19 protein-coding genes are annotated in these 19,161 nt (G+C 40.4%); 2 read left to right on the top strand and 17 right to left on the bottom strand.

Annotated features, from left to right (window positions below; genetic code table 11):
* Entirely contained in the window at positions 1-1,251 is a 1,251-nt protein-coding gene (gene ilvA, locus GSQ84_RS13475; protein WP_158797795.1) for a threonine ammonia-lyase IlvA, read from the top strand.
* A gap of 12 nt (positions 1,252-1,263) precedes the next feature.
* Here the strand turns inward: ilvA and GSQ84_RS13470 are convergent, their stop codons facing one another.
* From GSQ84_RS13470 to hemA, 13 genes are all read right to left on the bottom strand, one after another.
* Positions 1,264-2,256, bottom strand: a complete 993-nt coding sequence (locus GSQ84_RS13470; protein ID WP_158797794.1) for an ABC transporter ATP-binding protein — start codon at positions 2,254-2,256, stop codon at positions 1,264-1,266.
* 120 nt (positions 2,257-2,376) lie between these two features.
* A complete protein-coding gene (locus GSQ84_RS13465) occupies positions 2,377-3,192 on the bottom strand; it encodes an outer membrane beta-barrel protein (protein WP_158797793.1) in 816 nt (271 codons plus the stop codon).
* A gap of 22 nt (positions 3,193-3,214) precedes the next feature.
* Positions 3,215-3,958 carry a hypothetical protein gene (locus GSQ84_RS13460; RefSeq protein ID WP_158797792.1) on the bottom strand — a complete coding sequence of 248 codons (744 nt, stop codon included), beginning with the start codon at positions 3,956-3,958 and terminating at the stop codon, positions 3,215-3,217.
* On the bottom strand, positions 3,939-4,502 hold the full coding sequence (locus tag GSQ84_RS13455) for an RNA polymerase sigma factor (RefSeq protein WP_158797791.1): 564 nt from the start codon (positions 4,500-4,502) through the stop codon (positions 3,939-3,941). The genes GSQ84_RS13460 and GSQ84_RS13455 overlap by 20 nt, the downstream gene beginning before the upstream one ends.
* Positions 4,503-4,592: 90 nt before the next feature.
* A complete protein-coding gene (gene hemJ / locus GSQ84_RS13450) occupies positions 4,593-5,138 on the bottom strand; it encodes a protoporphyrinogen oxidase HemJ (protein WP_158797790.1) in 546 nt (181 codons plus the stop codon).
* On the bottom strand, positions 5,138-6,160 hold the full coding sequence (gene hemE / locus GSQ84_RS13445) for a uroporphyrinogen decarboxylase (protein WP_158797789.1): 1,023 nt from the start codon (positions 6,158-6,160) through the stop codon (positions 5,138-5,140). The genes hemJ and hemE overlap by 1 nt, the downstream gene beginning before the upstream one ends.
* A gap of 81 nt (positions 6,161-6,241) precedes the next feature.
* Entirely contained in the window at positions 6,242-6,763 is a 522-nt protein-coding gene (locus GSQ84_RS13440; RefSeq protein ID WP_158797788.1) for a hypothetical protein, read from the bottom strand.
* Positions 6,763-7,470, bottom strand: a complete 708-nt coding sequence (locus GSQ84_RS13435) for a response regulator transcription factor (RefSeq protein ID WP_158797787.1) — start codon at positions 7,468-7,470, stop codon at positions 6,763-6,765. The genes GSQ84_RS13440 and GSQ84_RS13435 overlap by 1 nt, the downstream gene beginning before the upstream one ends.
* 5 nt (positions 7,471-7,475) lie before the next feature.
* Positions 7,476-8,312, bottom strand: a complete 837-nt coding sequence (locus tag GSQ84_RS13430; protein ID WP_254070856.1) for a sensor histidine kinase KdpD — start codon at positions 8,310-8,312, stop codon at positions 7,476-7,478.
* A 64-nt stretch (positions 8,313-8,376) separates the two neighbouring features.
* Positions 8,377-9,750 carry a glutamate-1-semialdehyde 2,1-aminomutase gene (gene hemL, locus GSQ84_RS13425; protein WP_158797785.1) on the bottom strand — a complete coding sequence of 458 codons (1,374 nt, stop codon included), beginning with the start codon at positions 9,748-9,750 and terminating at the stop codon, positions 8,377-8,379.
* A gap of 1 nt (position 9,751) precedes the next feature.
* Entirely contained in the window at positions 9,752-10,720 is a 969-nt protein-coding gene (gene hemB, locus GSQ84_RS13420) for a porphobilinogen synthase (RefSeq protein WP_158797784.1), read from the bottom strand.
* Between the two features lie 19 nt (positions 10,721-10,739).
* Positions 10,740-12,320, bottom strand: coding sequence for a hydroxymethylbilane synthase (gene hemC / locus GSQ84_RS13415; protein WP_158797783.1), 1,581 nt, complete (start codon positions 12,318-12,320; stop codon positions 10,740-10,742).
* A gap of 104 nt (positions 12,321-12,424) precedes the next feature.
* Positions 12,425-13,651: a glutamyl-tRNA reductase gene (gene hemA / locus GSQ84_RS13410; protein ID WP_158797782.1), complete on the bottom strand. Its 1,227-nt coding sequence runs from the start codon at positions 13,649-13,651 to the stop codon at positions 12,425-12,427.
* Between the two features lie 173 nt (positions 13,652-13,824).
* Between hemA and GSQ84_RS13405 the strand changes: the two genes are divergently transcribed.
* Positions 13,825-14,646 (top strand): S9 family peptidase, encoded by an 822-nt coding sequence (locus GSQ84_RS13405; protein ID WP_158797781.1) that lies wholly within the window; start codon positions 13,825-13,827, stop codon positions 14,644-14,646.
* A gap of 49 nt (positions 14,647-14,695) precedes the next feature.
* Here GSQ84_RS13405 and ispG read toward each other — a convergent pair whose 3' ends face one another.
* The 4 genes from ispG to GSQ84_RS13385 form a co-directional block, all read right to left on the bottom strand.
* Positions 14,696-16,657 carry a (E)-4-hydroxy-3-methylbut-2-enyl-diphosphate synthase gene (gene ispG, locus GSQ84_RS13400; RefSeq protein WP_158797780.1) on the bottom strand — a complete coding sequence of 654 codons (1,962 nt, stop codon included), beginning with the start codon at positions 16,655-16,657 and terminating at the stop codon, positions 14,696-14,698.
* Positions 16,658-16,675: 18 nt separating this feature from the next.
* Complete coding sequence (locus GSQ84_RS13395; protein WP_158797779.1) at positions 16,676-17,296, bottom strand: RDD family protein; 621 nt, start codon at positions 17,294-17,296, stop codon at positions 16,676-16,678.
* A 4-nt stretch (positions 17,297-17,300) separates the two neighbouring features.
* Positions 17,301-18,266, bottom strand: a complete 966-nt coding sequence (locus GSQ84_RS13390) for a LiaI-LiaF-like domain-containing protein (RefSeq protein ID WP_158797778.1) — start codon at positions 18,264-18,266, stop codon at positions 17,301-17,303.
* Positions 18,267-18,340: 74 nt separating this feature from the next.
* A complete protein-coding gene (locus GSQ84_RS13385; protein WP_158797777.1) occupies positions 18,341-18,988 on the bottom strand; it encodes a PspC domain-containing protein in 648 nt (215 codons plus the stop codon).
* Positions 18,989-19,161 lie beyond the last annotated feature (173 nt).

Genomic DNA, 19,161 nt, shown 5'->3' with positions numbered 1-19,161 from the left:
ATGAGCGTTGAAAAAGAAATAGAACTGGATTTTTACGCGGCAGCAACACGCCTTGCGGATACCGTAAAGCGCACTCCGCTGGAATATAACGAAGGTCTTTCGCTGAAATACAATGCGAAGATCTACTTAAAAAGAGAAGACTTACAGATTGTACGTTCCTATAAGTTACGCGGAGCTTACAATATGATTAGTACGCTTAATCCAGCTCAAATGAGTCAGGGAGTAGTTTGTGCCAGTGCGGGAAATCATGCACAGGGCGTAGCCTATTCCTGCAAAAAACTGAATATTCAGGGCGTTATATTTATGCCGGAAATTACCCCGAGGCAAAAGATCAAACAGACAGAAATGTTTGGCGGTAATAACATCAAGATCATTCTTGTAGGAGATACTTTTGATGATTGCATGAAGGAAGCCCTTGCTTATACTGCCCAGCACAGGATGATCTTTATTCCACCTTTTGATAACGCAAAAATTATCGAAGGCCAGGGTACGGTAGGTGTAGAAGTATATGAGGACCTTCCTGAAACAGATGTGGTTATTGTACCCATTGGTGGTGGTGGCTTGGCTTCAGGACTAGGCAGTTTTTTCAAAAACATCAATCCTGAAATTAAATTGATTGGTGTAGAACCGGAAGGAGCACCATCCATGAATCAGGCTTTACAAAATGGTAGCCCTGTCACTCTGGATTATATAGATAAATTTGTAGACGGAGCTGCGGTAAAACGCGTGGGTAACCTGACGTTTGAATACTGCAGTGAACTGCTGGATCAAATGCTGTTGATCCCTGAGGGCAAAATTTGTACGACCATCTTAAAGTTATACAATGAAGATGCTATTGTAGTGGAACCTGCGGGCGCACTGGCGGTTGCAGCTTTAGATCAACTAAAGGATACCATAGCAGGCAAAAACGTAGTTTGTATTGTAAGCGGAGGAAACAATGATATTGAGAGAATGCAGGAGATTAAAGAAAAATCGCTGCTTTTTGAAGGTCTGAAACATTATTTCATTGTTCGCTTTCCTCAGCGTCCGGGAGCATTAAAAGCCTTTGTAAATAACGTATTGGGACCCAATGATGATATTACCCGTTTTGAATTTATCAAAAAAACAAACCGTGAAAATGGACCTGCACTTGTAGGTATAGAATTACAGGACAGTGCTGATTACGCTTCTCTAAAACAGCGTATGGATGAGTTCAAATTTGAGGTGATTGAGCTGAATAATGATCAGACGCTTTTTGAATACCTGGTATAATCAAACATCATATTAAAATTCTAAAAAACGACTAATGTTCGCCTGAACATGGTCGTTTTTTTTATGCTCTTCCCTGTTTAATTGTATCGCCCTGATGGTCACACCATTTCTTTCCAGCAGTAATTCTTCGTAAAAACCTTTATAATAAACGTCCTTCACCTCATATCGCTTACTGTTCCATCCGCTCTTCAGCTCCACCCATTCCGGATAAAAAACTACCGATTCTCCTTTAGCGGTTATCCCTAATTTCATAGCTTCTTCCGAAAGTAAAACCACAGCATTTCCCAATAACTGTGCTGTATAAGTGTGTTCCGGATGGTTGTATACAAATGAAGGTTTTCCCTGTTGAATCAGTTTTCCGTCTTTGATCAGCAGCAATTGATCACCAAGGAATAGGCCATCAGCCGGATCATGTGAAACGATGACCACCGTAACACCTGTTTCTGCTGCTATGCGTTTAATATCCGCACGCAACTGGTTCTTTAACAAGGCATCTACCTGGCTAAAGGGTTCGTCCAGCAGTAACAGACTGGTATCCGTTACTAATGCCTTTGCTATAGCTACACGCTGCTGCTCCCCTCCGCTTAGTTCTGTAATCTTTTTATTTCTAAGGTGTTCGATACGCAGGTGCTGCATCATTTTCTCCGTTTTTTCCTCCTTGGATTTCACATCCCTATTGGATAACATAGAGGCTATATTATCATATACCTTTGCGTAAATATTGAGAGAAAAATCCTGAGTGACAATTTTCATATCTTTATGCCCGGGGATCAGTTGTTCATCCGGACCCAAAACCCGCTTGCCATTGAACAATATCTCGCCTTCATCTACTTTGAGCAATCCAAATATCGACTTCAGCAAGGTTGATTTTCCGCTGCCGCTTTCTCCAATAACGGCAACAATATCGCCTCTTTTAATATCAAAAGAGATATTGCTAATGCCTGAAAATTGTTCCGTCTGGTATTGCTTGCTTAAGTTCTTTACGCTGATAATATTTTCGTCCACGGGGTAAAGATACATTTCAACAGCAAATTTCCAGTGTCAGCGAAAGAATTGAACAGGAAATGACATAAAAAAACCTCAGGGCTTAAAGCCTGAGGTTGGTTTTATTGTGTGTAATTATTTTTAATTCAGGCCAAAAGTGATCCCAAATGCCATATTTTTAAGTCCGCTCTGTGGGGCACTGTTAAACATATTGTTGAAATAATACTTGGTAAACAAACCAATTCCACCATAACCGATACGTACCGTACCACCTATACGTACCGGCTGAAAATCATAGTCATCCGTAAATTTTTGTTTTCCATTTTCATCACTGATCTGTTTAACCTTTCCGTTTAGCAGGAAACTTACTTCTGGCCCAAGTACAAAGTAGAATCGCTTTCCTTTGGCATTTTCTTTTGAGCGGAACTCAAAGTTTAACGGAATATGCACGTAACTGCTGGAAAAACGGTTCTTGCTAAAGGCTACCGGAGATTCCACATAAGTAAGGTCAGGGGTATTCTCCTGTATTGTAATATTATTCTTTAACCTGATCAGTGTCCAGTCAAAACCTCCCGCCAGGTATACCTTAAAATTAGGGTTAAAGCGATAGCCAAAATAGAGCACATCAAAGGATACCGTACTGGTCTTTGCCCCTCTGTAATCCAGAAAGGAATTTTTTGGAGATAAAGTAAAACTGCCATTATCTATCAGTCTTGAATAACCAATATCCAGTCTGGTAAAAGTAATGCCGCCCAGAAAACGTCCTTTGGGCGCTGAGGGATGTTTTGTCGTATCCTGATGACTAATTTTCTTTTCTTCATTATCACCAAATGTGGTATGCAAATTTAAATTATGCCGCTTTTTCTTAACTGCAGTTGTGTCTTGCTGTGCATTCCCTTTCTGAGAAATCGTACTGACCATCCCAATGATCAGTAGGGTAAATAGAATTCTTTTCATATGATGGTTTGTTGGTGTGTCATTATTTTTGTTTTTTCTGGCCGAACCTAAGCATCCCTATATTGATGCCTACAAGCGATGAATTATCATCATCATCAGTTTGAAATTTTATGGCCTTTTCTTCTCTTTTATCTAATTTACCTACTACATAATTGACCAGGTCACCTACATTTCTGATCCCTTTATTCTCTTTCTGATCGTTCTCATTGATCACTTCATCTTTGACTTCAGGAACATCTGCACTGGCTAATACAATATCTGGTGGCAGTTCCATTTTATCCTGTTTCACAGCGATAGATTGATGATCAGGACGAACAATCTGCTTTAAAGGTTGCATTGCCAGCAGATTTTTTTTAGTATCATCAGCAGCTGTATCTGCAACAAAACTTTGTTTATGATCTTTAATCACCGCAAAGTTTTCTGCTGCAGTATTCACAGGTGATGCTGTGATCTGATTTACTGCAGAAACACGAACGGTTTGAGGTAAAACAGTTCCTGCTTCTTTATTTTCAGTTCTGGTATGGCGATGATTAACCGCCAGTGCAGTAACTACATGATTTCGGTCTTTAGACATGAACATTAATCCAATGCTTAAACCTATTATCGCAATAGCAGCTGCAATCCAGTAAAAAGGGATACTACGTTTCCGCTTACCCTCCAGTTTAGTTTCAATTGCTCCCCACAAATCTCCTGACGGCTCCATCTCTACATCCTCAAACTGATTTTTAATGAACTGGTCAAATTCCTTATCCTGTATGTTTTGCATAATTTATGCCCTCCATTTTAATGATCTCCTCTTTTAAAATTGTCCTTGCCCTGGACAATTGTGATTTGCTTGTTCCTTCAGAAATTCCCAATACATCAGCAATTTCCCTGTGGGAATAGCCCTCGATGATGTACATATTAAAAACAATACGGTAACCGTCAGATAGTTTTTGTATCAGGCCCAGCAAATCTTTCATTGCGAGACTGCTGAAATCAAAATTTGCTGCCGGCTGGTCATAACCTTCATCCAGTGATACCACATGCAGGGAACGCAAATTCTTACGGTAACTTTCAATAGCTGTGTTTACCATTACCCTCCTTATCCAGCCTTCAAATGATCCGTTACCACGATATTCATTTATCTTCTGGAAAATCTTTATATACGCCATTTGCAGCACATCTTCAGCCTCCATTCTATTGCGGGTATAACGCATACAAACAGCCAGCATTTTTGATGAAGTATGCCTGTAAAGCAATTCCTGCATTTTCCGGTTGCCAGCTTTGCAGCCTTCCAATAAATCGTCTATGTGATGAGATGGCGTCAATTTATTTTTGTTTATATAGACAAGATGAATATAAACAACATAAGGTTGCACGCAAAAAGAAAAATAAATTACAGGGGTAACAACCAGGGATTATTCGTGTTTTTGCCTGTAGTTTTTATACAACTTCACGGCCGTCATGATCACGCCGGAGAAAATAATCAGGCCTATCAAGCCATAAAGCCAGTCGACCGCACTTTTAAGCACCACAGTAAACACAATAGCGACCAACAGAACAGTAGCGACTTCATTCCATAATCTCAATTTAAAAGAGCTCAGCTTAAACACGCCCTTCTTCAATTGGTTCATGATCCGCTGGCAAATAAAATGATAAACCAGCAGCAGCACTACAAAAGTAAGTTTAACATGCAGCCAGGGGGTAAGGAGTAATCCCGGGCGGATGCAGATCATACTGATACCTGCCAGTACCGTAAGTACCATGGCAGGTGTAGTGATAATATTCCAGAGCTTATGCTCTATCTTTATAAATTCTTTCTGAAGGATTTCTCTTTCCAGCTCCGGGCGGTCGTTAGCCTCGGTATGATAAATAAACAAACGCACGCTATAAAACAATCCCGCCATCCAGCTTACCACAAAAATAATGTGGACAGAGAGAACATATAGATAGTATTTATCCATTAATAGCGGAATTCTTTGATGATGTCAATTGCATATTTCACATTATCGAAAGGGATATCAGGCATGATACCATGACCTAAATTAAAGATAAACCCATTTTCTCCGCGCATGCGTTCGAATAATTGAAGGATGGCTCTTTTAATTGCAGGTCTTTCTGCGTATAGGATATGCGGATCAAGATTACCCTGAACAGCAATGCCTGAAGGAAGAATCTTTTTTATGTTTAGCAGGTCTGCATTCCAGTCTATTGAAATTACATCAGGCTGTGCTGTAGCCATCATTGGTGCAAAAACAGAACTTCCTTTACAAAAAGAAATCACCGGGATGTCTTTCCTGTTCAGGTTGGCAATAATTTCTTTAATATAACGATGTGAGAACTCTTCGTAGTCATTCCATGATAAGGCCATTGCCCAGCTATCAAAGATCTGAATGGCATTTACACCTGCTGCAATTTGAAGGTTCAGGTAATCCGCCGTAACCTTTGCAATCTTAGCCAGTAATTTATGCGCGATCTCCGGGTGATTGTGCATCAACAACTTAGTCGTTTTAAAATCTTTTGAAGAAGCTCCTTCAACCAGGTAACTCATCACTGTAAAAGGTGCTCCGGCAAAACCGATCAATGGGATACTGCCATTTAAGCGTTGTTGTATCACTTTAATCGCATCCGCTACATATTCTAATTTATCCAGACAATCTACATTCAGGTTATCTACATCCTGCATTGTACGCACAGGATTTGAAAAACGTGGGCCCACTCCCTGGGTAAAACTCAGGTCGCCACCCATTGCTTCAGCAGTAACCAATATATCGCAAAATAAAATAGCGGCATCAATACCCAATAGCTCTACGGGTAACATCGTTACATCCGCAGCGATTTCAGGAGTTTTGCACATTTCAAGAAATGAATACTTGTTTTTAATCTCCCAATATTCGGGCATAAAACGACCGGCCTGGCGCATCATCCATACGGGTGGACGTTCTGTTTGTTTGGACCATGCTGCATCTAAAAATAAAGTATTCATCTGATTTTAATTTGTGTAAGTATTGAGCTAATCTGTAATTATACCACTACAGCATATATGTAGCCAATTTTTGTTAGTAATCTATTTTGGCAAGCTATTCGCTTCCTTAATTATTTTTCTTATTATTTCTTTTGCCCTGTCTGTAGCCGCCAACTCCTTTGCCTTTTCAGCATAAGCCAGAGCCCTTACAGGATCTCTCTTACGCAAAGCCAGGTTAGCGAGGTGGACCAATACAAAAGATTTATCGCTTTTAGAACCCAAAGGAAAACGACTGGCAATCTGGAAATGATATTCAGCAGCTGCATAATCTTCGTTCTTCAACGCAATATTAGCCGTCATGAACTCATAATAGCCCCTTCTGTTCTTTGCCAGTCTGTCCGGATTGGGAACCTCTTTCAATAATTTAGCAGCCCTGTCATAATCGCCGCTTCTAAAAGATTTAGAGGCCATTAAGATGGAACTGCTTTTAAAATGGGCCCAAAGGACAAAAGCACACATCACACCTGCAACTGCAGCCATCTGGTGCTGATCATAAAAAAGGCATACCCCTGCTCCGATAGCAAAAACTGCCATCAGGATATACCTGCCTAAAGCGTTGAACATTAGCTATGGATATCCGTAAATTTATAACCTACACCTCTGATAGAGTGAAAATAAACCGGATTTTTCTGATCTGGCTCAAAATACTTACGGAAAGTAAGGATAAAGTTATCGATGGTACGTGTAGAAGGATAAACATCATAATTCCATACGGTTTCCAGGATCTGCTCTCTTGAAACTGCTTCATTCTTTCTTTCGATCAGTAATTTCAGCAGCATCGTTTCTTTTTTAGTTAAAGGAACGATTACGCCGTCATCCTGTTTCAGTTCGAATGAATTGAAATAGATAGTTTTCTCACCGATCTTATAAGAATTTAATTCTTTCAGGTCATCAGACTTCATACTGCGTTTCACCAGAATACCTACCCTAAGGATCAGTTCTTCCAGGTTAAAAGGTTTAACCAGATAATCATCAGCACCTTTTTTAAGACCCATAACGCGGTCTTCACTGGTGTTCTTAGCGGTTAAGAATAAGATTGGAACTTCTGTATTTTCTAAACGTATGGTTTCACAAACCTGGAAACCATCCATTTCAGGAAGCATTACATCCAGGATGATCAGGTTAAAACGCTCTTCCTTGAAAATTTTCAAGGCCGTTTTACCATCTTTCACTGCATGAACCTTGTAACCTTCAAGTTCCAGGTTTAATTTTATAGCATCTAATAAATGGTCTTCATCTTCGACCAATAATATTCTTAATTTCTGTTGCATAATGATCAACTAAATGTGATTTCAAAAATCGTACCCTGCGGTACATTGTCTTTGACGCTGATATCAGCATCATGTCTTTGCAAAACTTCTTTCACAATAAACAAGCCAAGGCCTGTTCCTTTTGCTTTCCTTGTATTTTCTTCACCAACGCGGTAAAACTTATCAAATATGAGCATTTTTTCCGCATCTGGAATACCCGGGCCTTTATCTGAAACTCTCAGGAAGGGATGTCCATCCTGCATTTCCAGATCTACACTGATTTCAGCACAGGGACCAGAATACTTTACGGCGTTTTCCACCAGGTTGGTGACAACGGAAGAAAGTGTAAAAGGATCACCTGTAATCTTAATCTTAGGCTCAACGTCGAGCTTAATTACCTGTTCACCACCGCAGGAATGGATCTGCAGCCTGTCGGTGATCTTAGTGACCAGCTCAGAAAAATCAAACTCTTCCTGTGGAAAAGAGTAAGAACGATTTTCAATCTTGGTGGCCAGCAGCATATTTTCTACCAGGTCATCCAGGCGTTCAATATCTTTCAATGAATTATTTAGCAGTGAAGTCTGACGGGCTTTATCCAGATCGCGCTTTACAATTGTCTGTAATGATAACTTTATAGCCGCCAAAGGCGATTTTAGCTCATGGGTAACAGACAATAGGAAATTTTGCTGCTGTTCACGTAATTTATCTTCTTTTTTTATCGACTGATGCAGGAAATAAGCACCAGTACATAACAGAAATAAAAATACAGATCCCTCTCCCATCACCATTGCCATCCTCGAAGGCTGTAATTTTACGACAAGCGTTCCCCAGGATACCAATTGTACCAGAGAGTACATTAGCATGAAGTAAAATATAATGATCGATTTCTTCAAAATTCTTTTTAAACTGCTTAAATATAGTGTTAATTTACTTATTCCTAAAAACAATGTCCAGGGCTTCTAGAATAGCCCTTTTTGCCTTCTCCAGCTCAATTTTCGTGTGCGCTGCTGAAACAAAGCCGACTTCATATCCTGAAGGTCCCAGGTAAATTCCCCTGTTCAACAGCTCTCTGTGCATCACTTTAAATTTCTCCATACTTGCAGGATCGATATCCGCAGCACTCTGTATCTTATCTTTATCTGTAAAAGCAAACCAAAAGATAGATCCTATATTAAAGACTTTGAATTTATAATTTCTTGCCGTAGCAAAACGCTGAATACTTTCTGCAAACTCCGCAGCCTTATTGTTCAGTTCTTTGTAGAAACCAGAGCGCAATAGTTCGGTTAACTGAGCAATACCGGCTGCCATGGCAACCGGATTGCCTGATAAAGTACCGGCCTGATAAACTCCTCCATCAGGAGAAATGCAACTCATGATTTCAGCAGAAGCTCCATACATACCTACGGGTAAACCACCGCCTAAGATTTTACCATAAGTAACAATATCAGGTTTAGCGCCATAATATCCTGCGGCTCCTTCAAATCCTAACCTGAAGCCGGTGATCACCTCATCAAAGATTAACAGGGCTCCGTTTTCTTTACAGATCTGCTGTAAAAACTCAATATAATCTGCATCCTGGATCAGCAAGCCATTATTAGCAGGGACACCTTCAATAATCACTGCTGCAATCTGATCTTTAAACTCAGCAAATGCCAGTTTTAAAGCTTCTTTATCATTCAAAGGCACTACAATAGTCTCTTCTGCGAAAGACTTAGGTACGCCCAAAGAAGATGTTTCACCAAAAGTAACCAGTCCCGAGCCAGCTTTCACCAGCAGGGAATCACTGTGACCATGATAACAGCCTTCAAATTTCAGGATTTTATCTTTAGCAGTGTAGCCTCTTGCCAAACGGATAGCAGACATTACCGCTTCTGTACCGGAGCTTGTAAAACGGATCTTTTCTACGTGTTTATTATTCTTAATGATCAATTCGGCCAGTTCATTCTCCAATGCCGTAGGGGCACCGAAGCTCATACCGTTCTGCATCACTTCAGTTACTTTTTCTCTAACTTTCTGCGGGTTATGTCCTAAGATCAATGGTCCCCAGCTGCCGCAAAAATCAATAAACTGATTTCCATCAGCATCCCATACATAACAACCATCTCCTTTTTGAATAAACAGCGGTGTTCCATAAACGGACTTAAATGCCCTAACCGGTGAATTTACACCGCCCGGGAAATATGTTTTTGCCTTTGCATACAATTCTGCCGATTTCTCTCTTGAAATATCAGGTTTACTCCCGGTATTTACGGGCATGTCTTCCTCGTTACCGGAGAACATTTTTTTTAATGATTCTAACATATTATATCCAGTTCTTTTCTACCATATCCCTGATATGATAAGTAGTGATAATACTTGCGCCCGCACGTGCAAAGGCATACATGGTTTCCATAACTATCTTTTGCTCATCGATCCAGCCTCTTTCTGCAGCGGCTTTCACCATCGCATACTCTCCGGAAACATTATAACAGGCAATAGGTACATTGGTATGTTGTTTCAAATTATGCATTACATCGAGGTAAGCCAAGGCAGGTTTTACCATCAGCACATCGGCACCTTCCTGTTCATCCAGCAGGGCTTCCCTTAAAGCTTCATTGGGATTTCTGAAATCCATTTGATAAGCTTTTCTGTCGCCTTTACTTGGCGCACAATCGGCCGCCTCCCTGAAAGGGCCATAATAAGCAGAAGCAAATTTTGTAGCGTGGGCCATAATAGCCGTATTTACATATTTATTTTGATCCAGTAATTCCCTGATCGCTCCAATGCGCCCGTCCATCATATCTGAAGGAGCCAGCATATCGGCACCTGCCTGAGCATGTGTTAAAGCCATCTTTGCAATCACTTCTACGGTTTCATCGTTTTGCACATAATCATCTTTCAGAATACCGCAATGTCCGTGGGTAGTATAAGAACAAACGCAAACGTCGGTAACTACATACAAGTCATCCCCAAAGTTTTTCTTTAAGGCACGTACTGCCGAAGGAACCAGTGAATGATCATGGTAAGCAGAATGTGCATCTTCACTTTTTTCATCACCTACACCAAACAGCATAATCTTATTTACCCCAAGTTTCAATCCCTTTTCAACATCTTTGATCAGGGTATCTTCAGAAAAATGGTTTACACCAGGCATTGAATCGATCGGATGCGTGACACCCTGCCCCGGCACAACAAAGTACGGGTACATGAACATGTCTTTAGACAGCTTTGTTTCAGCCATCATTTCTCTTACAACTGGGTTCTTTCTTAATCTACGTGGACGGTGTAACATAATAAATCTCTCTCTCCTTTTATTTAATATCAATTCCGAATACAGCTTCAGCCAAACCGATTTCATCAGGTGAATAAGGCAGCGTATACTGCACACCCATTTCGTCAAATTTCATTCCTGTTGATTTTCCTATTGCAATTACCTTTTGTTCGGGTTCCAGCAGATTATCGGCAAAATATGCCTCTACATTCGAAGGGCTGGTAAAAATCAATATATCAGCATGCGTCTGATCTATATCGTCTTCAATTACTGTTTCATAAATTGGCAGATCTACCACTTTGGTATCTGCCGATAAAGATTTTTGTATCGTGAGCAAAGAATCCTGCGCTCTTGGGAAAAGAACTGTTTGGCCTTTTACCAGCAGGGCAAAACCTTCGGCAACTTCTGTAATATCTCCGCTTTCACCTACATAATCAGCCAGATGGCCATATTTACGCAGGGCATCTTCAGAGCCTCTTCCTACCACACCAAACTTCACGTGTTTTGGTAAAACAGGTTTTAACTTAAAAAAGTATTCTACTCCATTACGGCTGCTAAAAAATATCCAGTCGATATGTTTCAGGTAAAACGGATCCAGGATATTCACTATAGGAAAAGTACGGATCAGCGACCTACCTTCGATTTCTATTTTATTTTTTTCCAAAGCCCTTCTGAAATAATTGTGCTCCCCGATTTCGCGGGAAATGAACACTCTTGCAGGCAGCTTTCTGTTCACATCAAACTTAGCAACTATTTTTTCAGCTATTCCTTCCAGGCTATCTACCCTTAAAAATAAACGATCTGGAAAATCATCACCTGTTAAAGCTTTAGAGGTCCATATTTCATACTTTCCGTTTTCTTTTTTGCAATAACAGCCCAAAGGCATGTGACAGCCTCCTTCAAACAGGTTTAGTACCTTACGCTCTACAGCAATCTCTTCTGCCACAGCGGTATCATTAATCTGCTGAAGCAAATCAAACAACTCATGGTCATTCTCCCTGATCTGTATAGCCAGTACGCCCTGTGCAGGAGCAGGAACTAATTCTGTGGGCTCAATGATCTCCTGGTGAAACTCGCTTAAATTTAAGTTCAACCGTGCAACTCCAGCCTTGGCCAGCAGGATAGCATCATAATTTTCATCCCGTAACTTTTGGATGCGGGTGTTGATATTACCACGCAGGTCTTCAATATTTAAATCTGTCCGCTGGGCAAGCAATTGCGCTTTACGGCGGTTAGAAGAAGTACCTACCTGTGCACCTGTTTTTAGCGACAGTTTTTGGGTAACATCCACGCAATCCTTTAAAATCAGCAATAACTCTGATGGGTCTTCCCTATCAGAAACCGCGGCAATAATTAGACCTGCAGGATGTGTTGTAGGCAGATCTTTATGGGAATGGACAGCAATATCGATACCGCCGCTTAATAACTCTTCTTCCAGCTCCTTAGTAAAAAAACCTTTTCCTTCCAGCTTATCCAGCCTTAAGTTAAGAATTTTATCCCCTTGTGTCTTGATGATCTTTAGTTCAGATTCAACGCCGATTTCAGCCAGTTTATCCTTGGTGTAATTAGCTTGCCATAATGCCAGATCACTTCCTCTTGTGCCGATAATAAGTTTTTTCATGCAGGTATCGCGTATTTAGATTTGCGCAAATTTAACCTAAAAGAGTTATAGTCTTAAAGAATAAACAAATAATGTATTTATAGTGACTAAACTAAGCGGAAAGCTTAGCTGTTGTTAACGAGAATCTCTTTGGCCATAACCATAGGCACGCTGATATATTTTTTCTCCATATAATCCATTACGCGTTCCAGTACCAGTCTTGAATTTTCGTCAAGCGTGTTGATCTCTTCGGCAAAAACAATATCCAGCGCTTTGCTTTTAATGGCTTTTATCTTTTGAGGAACCTCACTCATGGCGATCTCTATCTTGCGCTGACGAAGATCGAGGTCAAATTCTTTGATATTCTGATCGATGATCTGTTCTGCATTGATCAGTTCATCATAACGCTCCTGGATATTTTTACGGGCGATTTCCTTTAAGGATTCTACCTCAATATAATGAACGGGGAAATTTTTAATGACAGATGGGGCAACGTCATTAGGTATAGCCAGATCGACAATCACTTTTTTACCGGTATCACCATTCAGTAACTTACGGTAAAGTTCTTCAGTGATAATAGGTTCTGTAGCGCCTGTACAAGTGATGATCACATCAAAACCCTTGTTAAAGTTTTCCAGCTCCGAAAGAGGGTAAGCGATACCATTCAGGTCTTTTGCCAGGCTTTCTGCATTTTCTACCGTTCTGTTGAAAATAGAAAAATTAGAATACTTATGTTTTTTAAGATACTGGGCTAGATTTTTATTGGTTTCACCTGCACCAATGATCAATAACCTAGAATTGGCAGTGATCGTTAGGTCCCGTAACTTGCGATAAGCTAAGGAAACAACAGAAACAGGATTTTTGGAGATATTGGTATGGGTATAAACTTCTTTTGCTGTTTTAACTACGCGGTTCATGATCATCCGCATATAATCTGCGGTAAAACCTGAATGGCGACAAGCTTCATAAGCCCTTCTCACCTGAGCAAGGATTTCTTTTTCTCCAACTACCAGGCTTTCCAGCGAACAGGAAGTGCGCAGCAAGTGATTAAAAGCTTCTACTTGTTCATACACGGAAACATTCTCAATGAACTTATCCATGTACTCTTCAGGCAGTCCCATATTGAGAACGGTAAGAAAGCGAAGGATAAACTCACGGTCTAACTCCTTTCCCGTTGTGAAAACAAATTCAACACGGTTACAGGTTCCAATGTAAAAGATCTCTTTTACATCAAGTTCCTTTTGGATATTCTTCATTCTGTCATCCAGAGTCTCATCGCATATCACCAATTTCCCTAATGATTTCAGGTCAATCTGTTTATGTGTGAAAGCGAGTATCTTTAAATATTCCAATGTGGGTTAGTTAATTTTTCAGTGCCAACAAAAGTAACAAGCCAGCTATTATTGTCTGTCATTATGCTGTAATTAAGAGCAATTTAGAACGGTTTTAAATTAAACAGGAAATACACTAAACAAGCAGGCCTGATGTTTGTTTATATAGCTAAAGAACCTATACAGACACAGATATGATAAAAAACGAGCAATTTATTTTATCCGGTTCAGGGGATAAAACAATTTCCGGTGACGTTACATATGACGAAACTTATACAAACCAGCCCAACATCCTGTTTGTCCATGGTTTTAAAGGTTTTAAGGACTGGGGTGCGCACAATTTAGTGGCTTCTAATTTTGCCAGTGCAGGATACCGGTATTTTAAATTTAACCTGAGTCATAACGGAGTTACCGCAGCACATCCAAATGAGGTTACCGATCTGGATGCCTTTGCGGCCAACACAGTAAGTATGGAGTTAAAAGATCTGGATACCGTGATCAATTATATTGTCCATACCTATCCTTTAAGTCCACTTTACCTGATAGGACACAGTAAAGGAGGCGGACTAACCATTATCAAAGGTGCTTATGACGAACGGGTTAATAAAATTGTTACCTGGTCGGCCATTGCGGATTTCAGTTCTTTATGGAAGAAAGAGCAGGAAGAGGAATGGTTAAGCAACGGGCGCATCTTTGTTGAAAACGCAAGGACAAAGGAGAAGATGCCTTTAGATGTTACATTACTGGAAGACTATAATGCACATCTTGAAGAATTTAATATCCTGGCTGCCGCATCGGCTATTCCAATTCCCTGGTTAATTCTTCATGGAGATGATGATGTAAATGTACAGTTTAGTGTTGCACAGCAATTGGCGCAGGCACAGCCCAGAGCTAAATTACAGAAAATACCAGGTGCCAATCATGTATATGGAGCTACACATCCTTATACGGAAACAGCCCTGCCTGCGCATTTACAGGATGTTTTTAATAAAACATTAGATTTTTTAAAAGAATAATATAAAAAAGGCTTTGATGTCATTCCTAACAACCTCAAAGCCTTTTATGTTATTTAACTTCTGTCCAGTTACCGTCTTCCCTGATCAGTTCGATCAGTTCATCCAATGCAAAAGTAGCACTCAAATTCTTTTTCACTACTTCCTTACCGCGGTACAAAGTGATCTTATCAGGGCCGGCACCTACATATCCGTAATCAGCATCGGCCATTTCACCCGGGCCATTTACAATACAACCCATAATGGCAATCTTGATCCCTTTCAGGTGATCTGTCCTTGACCGTATCAATTGCGTGGTTTCCTGCAAATCGAACAGTGTTCTTCCGCAGCTTGGGCAAGAGATGTATTCCGCTTTAGAAATCCTTGTTCGCGTGGCCTGAAGAATAATAAAACTCATTGAATTCAATGCAGGAAGCTCTACATTTTTTGGTGCATCTATCCACACGCCATCACCAAAACCATCTGTTAATAAAGCTCCCAGATCGGTTGCCGCGAATAATGTTAAATCGTCAGTGTTGATATCGGTATATGTTCTTTTAATAATTACCGGTAGTTGAATATCATTTTCCAGCAGTGCCACAAAAAATGCACGTTGTTCTGCCATGCCATGTTCTGCAACAGTTTCCAGTACCAAAACTGAAGTTTGATCCAGCGACTTCAACAAAGAAATATCATAGTTTTTTGCATTTACACTGATCAGGTTCAATACATGATCTTTTACTGCAACAGCAGGATAATCTTCCAGTTTGAACAGCGGATGGCAATTACTTTTATCTTTCAGCCCCAGCCAGGTTGCATGGTTATAGATCTGACGCAGATTTCCGGGGAAAGAAAAAGAAGGCAAAGCATCACCAAGGTAAACCAGGTCACATGCCTGATCAGCTATATTATACTTATCTAAACCGGCACTATATTGATAACCTGCTTCCATTAAGAAATAAGGGTCTTTTAGATTTTTTGAAGAAACATCCATCATTACTATCGGAGGATGATGTCCGCCGATTTGCTGTACCGGTTGCGTAACCCTGCGGTTATAAACATAAGGATCATAAGGCAGCGTTTTCACATTGATCTGCTCAATTTCCGGGATACCAACAGTACTACGTTTTGAATAGCGGTCGGCCAAAGCTTTTGCTACCGGCGCTTCAAACTCAGGATCTTCAGTCAGGGAAACCCTGATCGTATCACCCAGCCCGTCTTCCAGCAAAGTACCAATCCCAACAGCAGATTTAATCCTTCCATCGTCACCATCACCGGCTTCCGTTACACCCAGGTGTAACGGATAGTTCATCCCCTCTTTTACCATCGTTTCCACTAATAAACGATAGGCCTGTACCATTACCTGCGTATTACTCGCTTTCATGGAAATCACCAGGTTATAATAATTCAGGTCTTCACACATGCGGATAAACTCCATGGCAGACTCTACCATTCCGCGGGGGGTATCTCCGTACTGGCTCATGATACGATCTGATAAAGAACCATGGTTTGTACCGATACGCATAGCGGTACCATATTCTTTACAAATTTTCACCAGGGGCGAAAACTTTTTGTTGATCCTTTCCAGCTCAGCCTGGTAAGCCAGATGGGTATATTCTATATTTTCAAAGCGTTTCTTATCGGCATAATTACCCGGATTGATCCTTACTTTTTCAACGATACGGGCTGCTGCTTCGGCAGCGTTAGGGGTAAAATGGATATCAGCAACCAGGGGAACAGTATAACCGCGCAGCCGCAGTTCTTTTTTAATCTGTGCAAGATTTTCCGCTTCCTTCATACTCGGGGCGGTGATCCGCACATATTCACACCCAGATTCTACCATTCTGATGGTCTGTTCTACGGTGCCTTTGGTGTCCATCGTATCAGTAGTTGTCATCGACTGAATCCTGATTGGATTGAACCCACCCATAGGAATATCCCCTATATGAACTTCCCGCGTTAAGAACCTTGAATACTGGTTTAAATTATCACAGTATTTCCCGGCTAAATCCTTTTGTGCTGATACGTTTTCCATGCTCTGCAAAGATAAAGATTAAATCAATCTATCTTTAATAACTAATGTATTTGCTGCAATATCGTGCCAGCTTTGGCTTTTTTTATTGAGAAAGATGTAGAGGTAGCCAAAAAACAAAGGCAATACAGAAAGAATTTTAGCCACATTCCTTAGCAATGAAATGGAGAAGCTAATGCGCTGACCTTTCTGATCGGTCACCCTTATACTCAATAACCGCTTTCCAACACTCCCCTGATGGGTGGTAGCATCAGCAAAAGATCCATAGATCAATTTAAACACAGGAATCAATGGAATAAATGACACCCCGATCAGCAGCCGTTGTTCTTTATCGGTAATAAACATAAAACCGACAAGCAGTACAGCAATATAAACCAATGTTAGTATAAAATAATCGATAACAGCTGCCAGCAGGCGTTGATCAAAAGAAGCAAAATATTGTGGAGCAGTTTGCTCATAACTAAAACCAAAAAGCGCACGGAGTTCAGGGAACTCGTGCGCTTCTTTATAATCGTCCATACCGGGCTTTCTGATAAATGTGCCCGGCTGCACATTGATGTTTTTTAAATAGGCTATAGTATAGGGGCCTTCCGGCTTTCCATTGATTACAATTGTATATATAGCGGCTGATTGATCTTCCAAGTAATTAATATCTGTTTACTTCAAAGTTACTCAATCCGCCATCCAGATTGATAAAAACCTTTTTTGATGCTGTTTTATAATTAGGTGTTTCATAATTGGTATTATCAATTTTAATGAAACCTGTAAAATCACGGGCAGATAAGCCTGTTTTGGTTACAATCCTGCAGCCAGATCCCTGAGGAATGCTCAGTTTTACATCTGCTACTCCGGTTTTAACTACTACATCCGTGATCGGCAGCAACTGCCCTATCCTGATATCCAGTGCAGCTGCACCACCATCAAATTTAAATGTCCTTACTTTATAGTCTGAGAAATCGAAATTCACTTCACCTGCACCCATATTCATGTTCACTGTCCATTCCGTTTTTTTGTTCAGGCTCAGATCTACATCATTTCCACCATCACCCATCGACCATTTATTTTTCTGGTCTTTCATTTTAAAGGTAAGCGTAGTTACCGAATCTGTACTTTCTTTTTGGAGGATGAAATTGCCTTTCCTGCGTTCCACATTAGCGACAATCAAACTATCCGTTTCACCTTTTAGTTTAAACGAAGTACCCCCTCCTGAGATATTCAATACCGTTTTTTTCTCGGCATCACCTGCAGCCAAAGGCTCAGAGAAACTCATTTTCTGTACGTCATCGTCATTATCGTCATCGATATCCACATCAAAGCCTTTGTCAAAACCTTTGGGAAAATTATCGCCTATCCAGTTTTTATTTACGGGAGGCTGTTGTCCTTTGTAGAACACCATCCCCAGCATCACTACCAGTACCCCAATAATGATCATGTTTCCGGTTTGTGATTTATTTCTGTTGAACAGGATGTTCACGCCCGAGATGATCAGGAATACCGGCCAGAAGGCCCATACATTTCTCCAGTAAAAATCAATTACATTGAAGTTTTCCAACAACAGGACCAGTCCTACAAACAGTAGGATAACGCCCCACATTACTCTATTTAGTTTCATAACAATTTCTTTTAATTCGTGATGCCAGTCGGATTAAATACCATCCGCAGGCTTCCCTTATTTCATTTATACGATTACAACTGATCTTTGGGTACTTCTTTAGCTTCTTCAGTAAAATCGGCTGGTGTTTTCTCTGTAAAAGGAGCACTTGCTTCCTGCTGATTTTTCCAATCTTCCCAGTTATTTTTACGTTTAGCTTTAAGGATAAAGCTTAACCCGATCGCTACAAATACCAATGGCCATAATTTACTTAACCTGAACCAGTAAGGTATAATATCAAACTCATTCATCAGGAAGTACAATCCTATCACCAGCAGAAATAAACCGCCTATTGTTCTTCCGGTATCACTATTCTTAGGCAGGGTTTTAAAATCTACCGGATTCTGCCAGTCGCCAGTAGTGTTTGTTTTTGTCTCCGCATTTGGCTCTGCAGTAAAAGGGTTCGGCTGTGAAAAAGGCGGCGGGGAGGTGAATCCCGGATTGCCACCCTGTTTTTTGAAGTAATCGTTGAATTGTGAAAACCGTGCTGCAGGATCTCTATTTACAGGTACAACAATCCACATCACCAAATAAACCAATATACCGGTACCTACCAAAAAGATGGTCGACAATACAAACAATAACCTGATAATCGTTACGTCAACCTGCATATAGGTTGCTAACCCCGATGAAACGCCAGCAATTACTTTGTCGTGTTCGTTTCTTAATAATCTATTTTCCATAATATCTCTCTCCTATTATTTAGCGTTAAAATATACAAAGGCCTTAAAATTAATCTCTTTAACATTCAGCTGCTGCTTAAGTTCAGCAGTTATCAATTTTGATATCTCTTTTGCAATGTATATGATATAGACTTCGCAAAGCTGATTTAGTTACACCAAAATTGCAAGCATTT

Source organism: Pedobacter sp. L105, assembly GCF_009765875.1.
Lineage (GTDB): Bacteria > Bacteroidota > Bacteroidia > Sphingobacteriales > Sphingobacteriaceae > Pedobacter.
The sequence above is the reverse complement of the archived record's forward strand: the minus strand, read 5'-3'. Positions and strand labels throughout refer to the sequence as shown.